The 12,900-nt window shown below is 73.4% G+C and carries 9 protein-coding genes and 1 pseudogene; 6 read left to right on the top strand and 4 right to left on the bottom strand.

All coding sequences use genetic code 11. From position 1 onward, the window contains the following. Positions 1-22: 22 nt before the first annotated feature. Complete coding sequence (locus tag DVH02_RS27030) at positions 23-2,611, bottom strand: bifunctional FO biosynthesis protein CofGH (RefSeq protein WP_114626473.1); 2,589 nt, start codon at positions 2,609-2,611, stop codon at positions 23-25. A 333-nt stretch (positions 2,612-2,944) separates the two neighbouring features. Further along, positions 2,945-3,772 carry an LLM class F420-dependent oxidoreductase gene (locus DVH02_RS27025; protein ID WP_114626472.1) on the bottom strand — a complete coding sequence of 276 codons (828 nt, stop codon included), beginning with the start codon at positions 3,770-3,772 and terminating at the stop codon, positions 2,945-2,947. A 313-nt stretch (positions 3,773-4,085) separates the two neighbouring features. On the opposite strand from DVH02_RS27025, the pseudogene DVH02_RS27020 reads away from it, so the two are divergent. From DVH02_RS27020 to DVH02_RS35295, 4 genes and pseudogenes are all read left to right on the top strand, one after another. Next, positions 4,086-4,646: pseudogene (locus DVH02_RS27020) on the top strand (CehA/McbA family metallohydrolase); the annotation flags it as partial. 305 nt (positions 4,647-4,951) lie between these two features. Next, positions 4,952-7,903 carry an AfsR/SARP family transcriptional regulator gene (locus tag DVH02_RS27015; protein WP_114626471.1) on the top strand — a complete coding sequence of 984 codons (2,952 nt, stop codon included), beginning with the start codon at positions 4,952-4,954 and terminating at the stop codon, positions 7,901-7,903. Positions 7,904-8,203: 300 nt separating this feature from the next. Continuing rightward, positions 8,204-8,356 carry a hypothetical protein gene (locus DVH02_RS35705; protein ID WP_199566428.1) on the top strand — a complete coding sequence of 51 codons (153 nt, stop codon included), beginning with the start codon at positions 8,204-8,206 and terminating at the stop codon, positions 8,354-8,356. 140 nt (positions 8,357-8,496) lie between these two features. Continuing rightward, positions 8,497-8,670 (top strand): hypothetical protein, encoded by a 174-nt coding sequence (locus DVH02_RS35295; RefSeq protein ID WP_158575945.1) that lies wholly within the window; start codon positions 8,497-8,499, stop codon positions 8,668-8,670. A gap of 180 nt (positions 8,671-8,850) precedes the next feature. Here the strand turns inward: DVH02_RS35295 and DVH02_RS27010 are convergent, their stop codons facing one another. Further along, a complete protein-coding gene (locus tag DVH02_RS27010) occupies positions 8,851-9,390 on the bottom strand; it encodes a hypothetical protein (protein WP_233518487.1) in 540 nt (179 codons plus the stop codon). Between the two features lie 213 nt (positions 9,391-9,603). On the opposite strand from DVH02_RS27010, the gene DVH02_RS36465 reads away from it, so the two are divergent. Both DVH02_RS36465 and DVH02_RS27000 read left to right on the top strand, forming a co-directional pair. Beyond that, positions 9,604-10,374 (top strand): hypothetical protein, encoded by a 771-nt coding sequence (locus DVH02_RS36465; RefSeq protein ID WP_233518486.1) that lies wholly within the window; start codon positions 9,604-9,606, stop codon positions 10,372-10,374. Positions 10,375-10,549: 175 nt separating this feature from the next. Beyond that, positions 10,550-11,542, top strand: coding sequence for a DUF4232 domain-containing protein (locus DVH02_RS27000; RefSeq protein WP_114626469.1), 993 nt, complete (start codon positions 10,550-10,552; stop codon positions 11,540-11,542). Positions 11,543-11,735: 193 nt separating this feature from the next. Here the strand turns inward: DVH02_RS27000 and DVH02_RS26995 are convergent. Beyond that, the coding region (locus tag DVH02_RS26995) for an outer membrane protein assembly factor BamB family protein (protein ID WP_147286136.1) at positions 11,736-12,900 on the bottom strand (1,165 nt) is incomplete at its 5' end.

Genomic DNA, 12,900 nt, shown 5'->3' with positions numbered 1-12,900 from the left:
GGCGGAGCGGGTGCGCGCGGCGTCAGCCCTCGTTGCTCAGCACCGGCAGCAGCTCCGGCAGGTGCCCGTCCGAGGCCGCCGCCGCGCGCACCCGCTCCGCCGGGACCTCCCCGTACAGCGTGGTGCGCGCTCTGGCCGGGCGGCCGGCCGTGTCGGCGATGGCGATCAGGTCCTTGACGGAGCGGTACGAGCCGTAACTCGACCCGGCCATGCGGGAGATGGTCTCCTCCATCAGCGTGCCGCCCAGGTCGTTCGCGCCCGAGCGGAGCATCTCGGCGGCGCCTTCCGTGCCCAGCTTGACCCAGCTCGTCTGGATGTTCGGGATGTGGGGGTGGAGGAGGAGCCGGGCCATGGCCATCACCGCGCGGTTGTCGCGGTCGGTCGGACCGGGGCGGGCGATACCGGCGAGGTAGACGGGGGCATTGGTGTGGATGAAGGGGAGCGTGACGAACTCGGTGAAGCCGCCGGTCTCCTGCTGGATGCGGGAGAGCGTGCGGAAGTGGCCGAGCCAGTGGCGCGGCTGGTCGACATGGCCGTACATCATCGTGGAGCTGGAGCGGATGCCCAGTTCGTGGGCGGTCTTGACGACCTCGATCCAGGTGGCCGTGGGCAGTTTGCCCTTGGTGAGGATCCAGCGGACCTCGTCGTCCAGGATCTCCGCCGCCGTGCCGGGGATCGAGTCGAGCCCGGCCTCCTTGGCGGCGGTCAGCCACTCGCGGATCGACAGGCCCGTGCGCGAGGCGCCGTTGACGACCTCCATCGGGGAGAAGGCGTGCACGTGCATGCCGGGCACGCGCTCCTTCACCGCGCGCGCGATGTCGAAGTACGCCGTGCCGGGCAGGTCCGGGTGGATGCCGCCCTGCATGCAGACCTCGGTGGCGCCCACCTCCCACGCCTGCTCGGCGCGGTCGGCGACCTGGCTCAGCGAGAGGGTGTACGCGTCGGCGTCCGTGCGGCGCTGGGCGAAGGCGCAGAAGCGGCAGCCGGTGTAGCAGACGTTGGTGAAGTTGATGTTGCGCGTGACGATGTACGTGACGTCGTCGCCGACCATGTCCCGGCGCAGTTCGTCGGCGATCCGGGTGAGCGCGTCGAGCGCCGGGCCTTCGGCGTGGAGCAGGGCCAGGGCCTGGTCGTCGGTGAGCTTCGTCGGGTCGTCGGCGGCCTGGCCGAGGGCCCCCCGTACGTCGGTGTCGATCCGGGAGGGCACCATGCCGGGGGCCGCCGCCTCGCGCAGCGCCTCCCAGTCGCCGTACACCACGTCGAAGTCGTCGCGCCTGTCCCCGGTGCGGCCCTCGGTGTCGATCGTGCGGTGCAGGTCCGTACGGCCGGTGGCGGTGAACCCCTCGTCGGGCTCCTGCCAGGGCAGTCCGGCGGGCCGTACGTCCTCCCGGGCCAGCCCGGTCTCCGGGTCGGCCAGGGCCCGTACGTGCGGCACCAGCCGGGGGTCGAGCCAGGGCTCGCCGCGCTGGATGAACTCCGGGTAGATGGTGAGCCGTTCGCGCAGGGTGAAGCCGGATTCGGCGGTCCTGGCGGCCAGTTCGTCGATGTGCGGCCAGGGGCGCTCGGGGTTGACGTGGTCGGGGGTGAGCGGCGAGACCCCGCCCCAGTCGTCGATGCCCGCGCCGATGAGCAGCGCGTACTCGGCGTCGGCCAGGTTGGGCGGCGCCTGGATCCGGGCTGACGGGCCGAGGACGTGCCGGGTCACGGCGATGGCGGCGGCCAGCTCCTCCAGCTCCGCGTCCGGCATGCCGCGCATCGCGGTGTCCGGCTTGGCGCGGAAGTTCTGGACGATGACCTCCTGGAGGCCGTGGTACGCCCGCTGCACGCGCCGCAGTTCGAAGAGGGCGTCGGCGCGCTCCTCGTACGACTCGCCGATGCCGATCAGCACCCCGGTGGTGAACGGGACGTTGGAGCGGCCCGCGTCCTCCAGCACCCGCAGCCGGACGGCGGGCTCCTTGTCGGGCGATCCGTGGTGCGGGCCGCCGGGCTCGGACCAGAGGCGCACGGCGGTGGTCTCCAGCATCATGCCCATGCTCGGCGCGACCGGCTTGAGCCGCTGGAGGTCGGTCCAGGACATCACGCCCGGGTTGAGGTGGGGCAGCAGCCCGGTCTCCTCCAGCACCCGGATCGCCATGGCCCGTACGTACGCCAGGGTGTCGTCGTACCCCTCGGCCTCCAGCCACTCGCGCGCCTCGGGCCAGCGGTCCTCGGGCCGGTCGCCGAGTGTGAACAGCGCCTCCTTGCAGCCCATTTCGGCGCCCTTGCGGGCGATGTCCAGCACCTCGTCCGGCGAGAGGAACATCGAGTGCCCGGCCCGGCGCAGCTTGCCGGGCACGGTGACGAAGGTGCAGTAGTGGCACTTGTCCCGGCACAGCCGGGTCAGTGGGATGAAGACCTTGCGGGAATACGTGATGATCCCCGGCCGGCCCGCCGCCGCCAGCCCCGCGTCCCGGACCCGTGCGGCGGACGCGGCGAGATCGCCGAGGTCGTCGCCGCGTGCCTGGAGGAGTACGGCGGCCTCGGCGACATCGAGGGCGACACCGTCACGGGCCCGCTTGAGAGCGCGGCGCATGGAGTTGGCGGTGGGCCCTCCGGGCTGCTGATTCGTCATGAATCGAGCATACGAGCGCGTGCGGGGCTCGCGGGGGCGCGCAGGGGGGTGGCAAAGCTCTCTCTCCGGTCAGGAATGAGAGGGGAATCCCGTCGGGAACGGCGGGGAGGTCTCCCGTCGGGAACGGCGGGGGCTTCCGTAGGGAACCGCGGAGGCTTCCGCACGGAACCCCGGGCGCTCCCGCACGGAACCCCGGGCGCTCCCGTCGGGAGAGGCGGGAGACCGTTCGCGCGCGTCCCCGGGAGGCCGTTCGCGGCGCGTCCCCGACAGCTCCGCGGCTCCCGGGGACGGCTCCCGCGCCCCGCCCCAGACGGCTCCGCGCCCCCGCGCGCCTCAGACGAACGGCGCGTAGGCGTCCAGCGTCCGCAGCACCTCCGCCTCGCCCGCCGGCGGGAGCTGCAGCACGACCTCCTTGATGCCCAGCTCCGCGTAGTGCGCCAGCTTCCCCTCGCTCGGCACCACCGCGTACGGCACGACCTGCGGACCGGCCGGGTCCCGGCCCGCCGCCGTCCAGGCCGCGCGCAGCGCCGGGAGCGCCTCGGTGAGTCCCCGGCCGCCGATCGGCAGCCAGCCGTCCGCGCCCTCGGCGATCCCGGCGAAGAGCTTCGGCCCCGCCGCGCCGCCGATGAGGACGCGCGGCTCGCCCCGTACCGGCTTCGGGTACGCGTTGCTGGCCCGTACCGCACCGAACTCCCCCTTGAACGCGGTCGGTTCGCCCGCCCACAGCGCCCGCATCAGCGCCAGCCGCTCCTGGGTGAGCGCGCGCCGCGACGCCCACTCCACTCCGTGGTCGGCGGCCTCCTCCTTGTTCCAGCCGAAGCCGACACCGAGGGTGAAGCGCCCGCCGGAGAGATGGTCGAGGGTGGCGACCTGCTTGGCCAGATCGATCGGGTCGTGCTGGGCGACGAGCGTGATGCCGGTGCCGAGCCCGAGCCGTTCGGTCACGGCGGCGGCCTGGCCGAGGGCGACGAAGGGGTCGAGCGTACGGCTGTACTCGCGCGGCAGCTCGCCACCGGCCGGGTACGGGCTGGTCCGCTCGACGGGTATGTGGGTGTGCTCGGGAAGGTAGAGCCCGGAGAAGCCGCGCTCCTCCAGCTCGCGGGCGAGCCGTACGGGCGTGATCGTCTCGTCGGTGAGGAAGATGGTGGTCGCGATCCGCATGGGTGGAGCCTCCGTCGTCGGCGTCGGTGGAGCGGCTGTCACCGTACAACTCGCGGTTACTCACAGGTAGGGGCCGGTGGGGCGCCCCCGCCGTGGCGCGGCAGGCGCCGAGGGCACGACAGACACCGGCACAGGCACAGACACAGACACAGACACCGGCACCGGCACCGGCACCGGCGGCCGGACCAGCACCAGGACCGTGCGCGGCACGCTGCCGCCCGGCGCGCCCGATTTCGTCCATCTGCCCGTCGAAGTGCCCTCAGGCGTCAACGAGATACACGTCGCCTACACCTACGAACGCCCGGCCGTCCCGGAGGTCTGGAACGGCCCGTACACGCCCGACGACGAGGTCTCCCTCGCCGAGTGGGACAACCTGCTGGTCGCGGCGGCCCGTTCGGGGGGCCGGTGGACCCCGGCGATGGGCAGCAGCGACGCCCACCGCGACCCCGACGCGATCGGCACGCCGCAGACCGTGGTGCTGGCCGACGACCTCAGCCGCGAGGCCGTCCTCGCCGGACTGCGCGCGGGCCGCAGCTATGTCGCCGAGTCCGCGCGGGTCTCCCTCTCCTTCGCCGCCACCGGAGGCAGGGGCGCGCACGCGGGCATCGGCGAGCGGCTGCGCGTCTCCCGCGACGCCCCGGTCACCGTACGGCTCGACGTGACCGGAGTCCCCGGCGGCACCGCCCACTTCGTCACCGACCAGGGCACCCCGCACACGGTCGCGCTCCCCGACACGGGGACCGGGACGGCCGAGTGGCACACCACCGCCTCCTACGCCACCTACGTACGGGCCGAAGTGCGCCACACCCCCACCGCGCCGCCCCTCCCGGGAGCCCTGGCGGCCTTCACCAACCCGGTGTTCCTCGGGGAGTGAGCGAGGGGCCCGCCCCGGGCGGGCCCCCACGCGCCCCCTCTGCCCGTCCGCACACCCCGGGGCCGCCCGCGCACCCCCCGCGCATCCCTCACCATCAGCACAAAACCCACGGACCCCGCACGAACCCACCACGCTCGTCGCGTGATCCACTCCTCTGCCCCCACCCGCAACTGATACCCCTTCAGCCACATGGCGTCTCGATCCTGTCGCGGCCGTGTGCAGACCTCGACTCACTGCTGACTCATGGGCGACGACAAGGCAGACTGTCGGAGGCGATACCGGCATGAGCGGGGGCAGGGGGAGCTATGGAACGGGACGGCGGGCCTCGGGTGCCGGAGCAACGGGCTGCGGCCCCGACGGACGAACGCGACGAGCTGCGCTTCAGCGTGCTCGGCCCCGTGCGCGCCTGGCGTGGCGAGGAGACACTGTCGTCCGGATCGCCGCAGCAGCGCGCGCTGCTGGCGGCCCTGCTGCTGCGCCACGGGCGCACGGCCACCGCGGGCGAGCTGATCGACGCGCTGTGGGGCGACGAGCCGCCTTCGCAGGCGCTGGCCGCCGTGCGGACGTACGCCTCACGGCTGCGCAAAGTACTCAACCCCGGTGTGCTGATCAGCGAGTCGGGCGGCTACGCCCTGCGGACCATGCGCGAGGCCCTCGACCTGAACGTGGCGGAGGAGCTGGCGGGGAACGCCGACCGGGCGCGGGCTGCCGGGGACAACTCCCAGGCCAGGACGCTGATCAACCAGTCGCTCGACCTGTGGGACGGCGAGGCGCTGGCCTCCGTGCCCGGCCCGTACGCCGAGACGCAGCGCGCCCGGCTGGAGGAATGGCGGCTCCAGCTCACGGAAGCGCGACTTGACATGGACCTGGAGGTCGGCTGCCATGCGGAGGCCGTCTCCGAGCTGACCTCGCTGACCGCCGATCACCCACTGCGCGAGCGGCTGCGGGAGCTGCTGATGCTCGCCCTCTACCGCAGCGGCCGGCAGGCCGAGGCCCTCGCCGTGTACACCGACACCCGTCGGCTGCTCGCCGACGAGCTGGGTGTCGACCCCAGCCCCGAGCTGTCGCGGCTCCAGGAGCGCATCCTGCGGGCCGACACCGAACTGGCCCGGCCCAAGGAGGATCCCGCCCCCGCGCACGCCGTCCTGCGGCCCGCCCAACTCCCGGCGACCGTGCCGGACTTCACCGGCCGCGTCTCCTTCGTACGGGAGCTGGGCGACCGGCTGGCCACCGCCGAGGGATCGGTGATGGCGGTCTCGGCGCTCGCCGGGATCGGCGGCGTCGGCAAGACGACCCTCGCCGTCCACGTCGCGCACGCGGCCAGCGAGCACTTCCCCGACGGACAGCTGTACGTGGACCTCCAGGGCGCGGGCACCCGCGCCGCCGAGCCGGAGACCGTACTGGCCTCCTTCCTGCGGGCGCTGGGGCTGCCCGCCACCGCGATCCCCGACGCGGTCGAGGACCGCTCCGCGCTCTACCGCTCCACGCTGGCCGGCCGGCGGGTTCTGGTGCTGCTGGACAACGCCAGGGACGCCGCCCAGCTGCGCCCGCTGCTGCCGGGCACGGCGGGCTGCGCGGCGCTGGTGACCAGCCGGGGCCGGATGGTCGACCTGGCGGGCGCGCATCTGGTCGACCTGGACGTGATGTCCCCGGAGGAGGCCCTCCAGCTGTTCACCCGCATCGTCGGCCGGGAGCGCGTCGGTTCCGAGCGCGAGGCGGCGCTCGACGTGGTCGCCGCGTGCGGCTTCCTGCCGCTGGCGATCCGCATCGCCGGGTCCCGGCTCGCCGCCCGCCGTACCTGGACCGTCTCCGTACTCGCCGCGAAGCTCGCGGACGAGCGGCGCAGACTCGACGAGCTGCAGGCGGGCGACCTCGCCGTCAAGGCGACCTTCGAACTCGGCTACGGCGCCCTCGAACCGGCCCAGGCCCGCGCCTTCCGGCTGCTCGGCCTCGCCGACGGCCCGGACATCTCCCTCGCGGCCGCGGCGGCACTCCTCGACCTGCCGGTCAGGGACGCCGAGGACCTGCTGGAGTCCCTCGTGGACACCTCACTGCTGGAATCCGCCGCTCCTGGCCGCTACCGCTACCACGACCTCGTGCGGCTCTACGCGCGTGCCTGCGCGGAGCGTGACGAACAGCCCGCCTCCGAGCGGGACGCGGCGCTCTCCCGGCTGCTGGACTTCTACCTGGCGACGGCGGCGAACGTGTACGCGCTGGAGCGGCCGGGCGACCGGCTGGTGGAACGGCTGGAGCCGACGTCGTACCCGGGGCTGCCGTTCACCGACCGGCACGACGGGGAGGACTGGCTCTACACCGAGGCCAACTGCCTGCTGGCCTGCGTGCACCAGACGGCCGGTCCCGGCACGCTGCGCCGGGCGGTGGACCTGCTGTGGGCGTCGCTGGACCTGAGCGAGTCGGGCGCCAACTCCAAGGAGTACGAGGCGACGGCGGCCGGGGTGCTGACCGTGGCGCGCGCGTGCGGCGACCCGTGGGCCGAGGGGCGCGCGCTGATCAGCCTGTGCATCTCCCACCGTGTCGCGGGGCAGTTCGACGAGGCGGAGCGGGAGGCGGAGCAGGCCCTGGCGCTCGCGAACCGCACCCACGACCTGCTGACGAAGGCGTGGGCCTCGAACCACCGGGGCGTGCTCGCCCACTACCAGAACCGGTTCACGGACGGCGAGCGCCATCTGACCCAGGCGCTGGAGGACTTCCGCGCCGGGGAGGACGAGGCAGGCGAGGCGTCCGCGCTCTGCAACCTCTCGCGCACCCGGCTCAGCCTGGGCCGCACGGCGAGCGCGATCACCCTCGCCCAGCGGGGCATCGAGATCTACGACCGCACGGGCAACACCCTGCGCGGCGCCAACGCGCGCTACGCGCTGGGCGTGGCCCTCACCCAGAACGGCCATCTCGCGGACGCCAACGGCCGGTTCACGGAGGCCCTGGAGACCTTCAGGGACAGCCGGCAGCGGCTGTGGGAGGGCATGGCGCTGTACCGGCTGGCCGAGATCGACCTGCTGGCCCGCCGTTCGGCGCAGGCCGCCTCGAACGCCGAGATGGCGCTGACCGTACTGCGGGGCATCGGCGGCGACTGGCGCCGCGCCAACGTCCTGATGACGCTGGGGCAAGCCCTGAACAGCATCGGCCAGCCGGGCCGCGCCCAGGTCTGCTGGCGCGACGCGCTCGCCACGTACGAGGCGCTGGGCTCGCCGGAGGCGGCGCAGGTCCACACCCTGCTGTCGTCGGTGGCCGCGGCCTAGGGCCTCTCGTCCCTATCTGAGCCCCTGCCCGAGGGCCCGCCCGACGGCCCGCCCGACGGCCCGTCCGAGGGCCGAGGCACGGCCCGGATCCGGGCTCTGGTCTGGGCGTTCATCATTCGTTTAGCGCGCCACGGCATTGTCGTCCTCGTCGATCCGTTGCGTCGGGGGGCAGACGGATCGATGTCAGGCCGTGTCCCTAGGGTGAGCGGCCCTGAGTAGCCCGTCCGGCAGTCGACCGGGGGAACCGCCGGACGGGCCTCATCGCCCCATCGCACCAAGCAACTCAAGGGAGCCACGACCATGGCCGAGAAGACCAAGGACACCGTCGTCAAGCCGCAGGACGCGCACATCACCGGCGGCACCGAGACCACGGTCAAGCCGCAGGACGCGCACATCACCGGCGGGTCGGAGGACACCACCGACGACGCGCACATCACCGGGGATCCTGCCTAGGACCAACTGAAGATCCTCTTGACGGGGGACGACGACCGCGGCGGCGCGGAGGGGGAGCCGCCGCGGTCGTGGCATGTCCGGACCCTCTCGGCCGCAGCCAGCCCCCTCCCGCTCATTGAGTCTCGCCGGAAAGGTATGACATGACCCTCGCCAAGCGCGTCCTGATCACTACGGCCATGGTGGCCGCCGCAGCCGCCGGAGCGGTGTCACCGGCCCTCGCGGACGACACCCACACCACGGGCGACATCCACATCACCGTGACCCCGCAGGACACCCACCTGACCGCCACCCCGCAGGACACGCACCTCACCTGAGTCACCGGACGGGAACGGGAAGGGCCGGGCCCGGCCCTTCCCGTTCCCGTGTCCGCATGTCCGCGGGTCCGATCAGGCCCGGTCGAACCCGTGGCCGGGCTCGGACGGGCTCCGTGGGGCTCGGACGGGCTCGGCCGGGGTCCGTCGGGCTCGGACGGGCTCGGACGGGCTCGGACGGGCTCAGCCCGCGACCGTCGCCGCCACCTCGCACCGCCGTACGCGGGCCACCTCCCGGGGCCGGTCCATCGGCACCCGGACCGTGCGGGTCTCGCCGCCGTCCAGGGTGACTTCCGCGTCGCCGAAGTCGACGTACGAGCCCGCGGCGTCCGTGAACGTCACGTCGATGTCGTAGGTCGCCTCCGTGGACGCACGCTCCGCCGCCACCCGTACCGTCGCGTACGTGACGGCCTTCCGCTTGCCGCGCGCCCCGCTCACGCAGGTGACGACCCGCGCCCGCGCGCCGTCCGCCTCCGACGTGGCGCCGCCGGACGTCGAACCGCCGGCCGAGGAGTCCCGGTCGTCGTGCGTGTCGTGGCGCGTGCCGGTGCCCGATCCCGAGGAGGAGGAGGAGGACGAACCGTTGCCTCTCTCAGGACTGGAGCAGCCGCTTCCGCCACCGCTGCCGCTGCTGCTGCCACTGCCGCCGTGGCTCGATCCCCTGGACCTGGACTTGCCCGACGACGAGAAGCCCGTCAGCGCCAGTACCACCGTGACCAGCACGGCCGTGATTTTGAGTCGCCGAAATGTCTGACGTGTCACAGCGTTCCGTTCCCCCGTACGCGTCCATGGATCTGGTCATCCATGAACCTGTCAATCGCGCGCGTCAACCTACCAGCGTGCTCCCCCGTCACCGGTGCCGCATGGCGTACGCCGGTGACCCGGCGTAGCGTCGGCACCTGGAGCAGGATTCCGTACCGCTCAGGGAGGCCGACGATGGTCCGCAACGTCATCGGTTCGCTCCTGGCTCTCGCCGGAGCCGCCGCCGCTGTCCTCAGCCCGTTCCGCGGCTGGTACGACGGGAGACTCGGGCGCGACTACCGGATCACCGACCTGTTCCACGGCGTCTCCGACACCGGGTCGGGCGTCCTCTTGTCGCTGCTGCTGCCTTTCGCCTTCGCCGCTCTGCTCACCCTGATCGGGCTGGCCGCGCGCTCGCGGGCGCTGGTGGCGCTCGCCGGGCTGGTGGTGCTCGGCTTCACCGTCCTGTGGATGGTGCGCCAGGGCCAGTCGACGGGCAGTCTGACGCTCGCGGGTGACGGTTCCGGGCTCGGCGTCGGCGTGGCGTACGCCCTCGGTGGCGGCCTCGTGCTGCTGCTGGCCGCGCTGACGATGAGCGGACGGCGCCGCCGCGTACCGCCGTCGGCCGCGTACCCCGACGGCCGGGACGGCGACCCCGGTCACGGGGATCAGCCGTACGGTTACGCGCCCGCGCGGGAGCCGTACGGCTACGGATACGGGGACGACCCGCGCTCCGAGGGGCAGTTGGGGCCCGACGCGTACGGCGGCCCTGATCCGTACGGTCAGAACCCGCACGGCCAGAGCCAGTACGGCCAGAGCCAGTACGGCCAGAACCCGTACGGCCAGGAACCGTATCCACCCGAACCCCACGCGCCCCACGCGCCCCCGCGTGACGAGTGGTCCCACGACGGCGACACCCAGTCCCTGCCCGTCGTCCAGCGCCCGCCGCGCGGCCGGGACGGCTAGGTTCTTCCGTTTGGATCAGGCCGGATGAGGGAGCGGGGTCTGCACGATCCAAACGAGAGGCCCTAGCGCCCCGGCCTCGAAGTCCCGCCCGCCACGCCTCACTTGTGACACCGCTGTGACCGGAACTATGGCCTCCGTCACGCTCGCGGGGCCGACGCCCTGGTGAGATGGCCGGATGAGCAGACCCGTCCCGCCCCGCCGCCCGTCCCCTGCCCCGGCCGCGTCCCTTCCGGCCGTCCTCGCCGCCGTCGCCCTGCTGCTCACGGCCTGCGGGACGCAGGACGCGGGCGCCGGGGGCGTCGGGGGCGCCGCCGTGGGCTCGTCACCGTCGCCGTCCGTCAGCCGGATCGACGATCCGGGCAAGGACGGCGTACGGATCACCTCGCTGACCCTCCCGTCGCCTTCCCCCTCCCCCTCCGCCTCGGCCACGCGTGGCCGCTCCGTCTCGGCCGACACCCTCGGCACGGACGTGGACTCGGGGATCTCCGCCACCTACGAGGTCACCAACGAGGGCACCGAGACCCTGACCTACTCCGTCGTCTTCACCTTCACGAGCGACGACGGCGGGGCCATGGCCAACCGCACCGCGACCGTGCGCGACGTCGGCCCCGGCAAGACGGTGCGAGGCACGGTCCTGGCCGGGGAACTGCCGCCCACCACACCCCGGGTGACCGGGGCGAAGGTGCTCACCGTGACGAAGGTCCCGGCCGACGAGGCACCGGCAGAGCCGGGCGCGTGCCCCGCCTCCGGGATCCGGATCAGCGCCGACGACGGCGACGCGGCCATGGGCCTGCGCGTCGTGGGTCTGCGCCTCGACAACTGCGGCACCCGCGCGTACACCGTCGAGGGCTATCCGCTGCTGGAACTCCTGGACGCCGACCGCGGGCCCGTCGACGGCGTCGAGATCCTCGACGGCAGCGGCGAGATCACCACCGGCGCGGGGCCCGACGAACCGCCCCGGCCCGTCACACTCCAGCCCGGCGAGCGGGCGACCGCGAGCCTGGTCTGGCGCAACACCACCGAGGCCGGTACGGCGGTGAACGTGCCCTATGTGCGGGTCCGTGCGAAGGCCGGTGCCGACCCGGTGACGGTGACCCCCGACCTTGATCTCGGAACCACCGGAAAACTCGGGGTCAGGCCGTGGGCGAAGCTGGAGGAGGAGGACTAGGACGCGGCGAGCGCGCGTGCCAGACGCCGTCGACCAGGCGGGACTTCGAAGACAGGGCCTGGGGACCTCCGTCTGGATCATGCCGGGCTCGCGGGCCCCGGCACCGCGCCCCGATCCGGCCTGATCCAGACGGAAGACCCCAGGTGTACGGGCCCCCGTACGGGGCCCGCCCGTACGGGTCCCGCCCGCGGGGCTACCGGCCCGCCGCCCGTCCGGTGGCCGTGCCCTTCACCGCGTCCAGCGCGTACACGCACCGGTCCTTGCTGCACGCGTACACCACACCCCGGCGGGCCACGGGCGAGCCGGTGATCTCACCGCCCGTCGCCAGCTTCCAGCGCAGCTGGCCGCCGCTCGCGTCCAGCGTGTACAGCACGTGGTCGGCCGAGCCGAAGTGCAGCCGGCCGTCCGCGACGACCGGGGCTCCGACGACCTCTCCGCCCGCCGCGAAGCGCCACTTGGGGGTGCCCGTCACCGCGTCGAGCGTGTAGAGGGCGCTGCCGCTGCCGACATGGACGTTGCCGTCGGCGACGAGCACCGGCTCGATCGACTGGCGGGACTCGGTGGCGATCCGCCAGCGGTCCTTGCCGGTGGTGGCGTCCAGCGCGTACACCGTGCCGAGGTAGTCGGCGAGATAGACGCCGCCGCCCGTCACGGCGGGGCCAGGGGCGAAGGCGGGCGGTGAGAGGAAGACCGCGGGCGCCTCGAAGTGCCAGCGCACATGGCCGCTCGCGATGTCGACGGACAGCACGCGCGGCCCGGCCGAGACGTACAGCTGGCCGTCGGCGGCCGGACTCACCCGAACGGGGACTCCGCCGCAGGACGCCGCGTCGCCCACGGGGTACGACCAGCGCTCGGCGCCCGTGCGCGCGTCCAGCGCCAGCAGTCTGGCGTCCTTCCACGCGTACACCGTGCCGTCGTGGACGGCGGGTCCCGACTCGGGCGTCTCGAAGTCCGTCTGGGCGCCGGAGGTCTCCCACAGCTTCTCGCCGTTCGCCGCCTCCCACGCCTGGATGCCGCCGCCGCGCGTGCCGGTGACGACCGTGCCCCGGTCGACCTTGAGGGAGTACACCCAGGCGTCCGTCTGCAGCCGCCAGCGCTCCGAGCCGTCCTTGCCGTCGAGTGCGTACAGCGTCGGGCCGTCGGAGGCGTGGATACGGCCCCCGGCGACGGCCATCGCCCACGCCACGTCGCGCGTCTTGAACTGCCGTCGTCCGCTGCCCACGTCCAGCGCGTGCACCTCGAAGGAGGTGACGTAGAGGAGGTCGCCGTCGACGACCGGCGTGCCCCAGACGTCGTTCGACATGCGGAACCGCCAGGGGCGCCAGGGGCCGGGGGCCGTATCCACGCCTCCGACGGCC

Origin of the sequence: Streptomyces corynorhini (assembly GCF_003346515.1) — a bacterium.
GTDB lineage: Bacteria > Actinomycetota > Actinomycetes > Streptomycetales > Streptomycetaceae > Streptomyces > Streptomyces corynorhini.
This window is presented reverse-complemented; position numbering and strand designations above follow the sequence as displayed.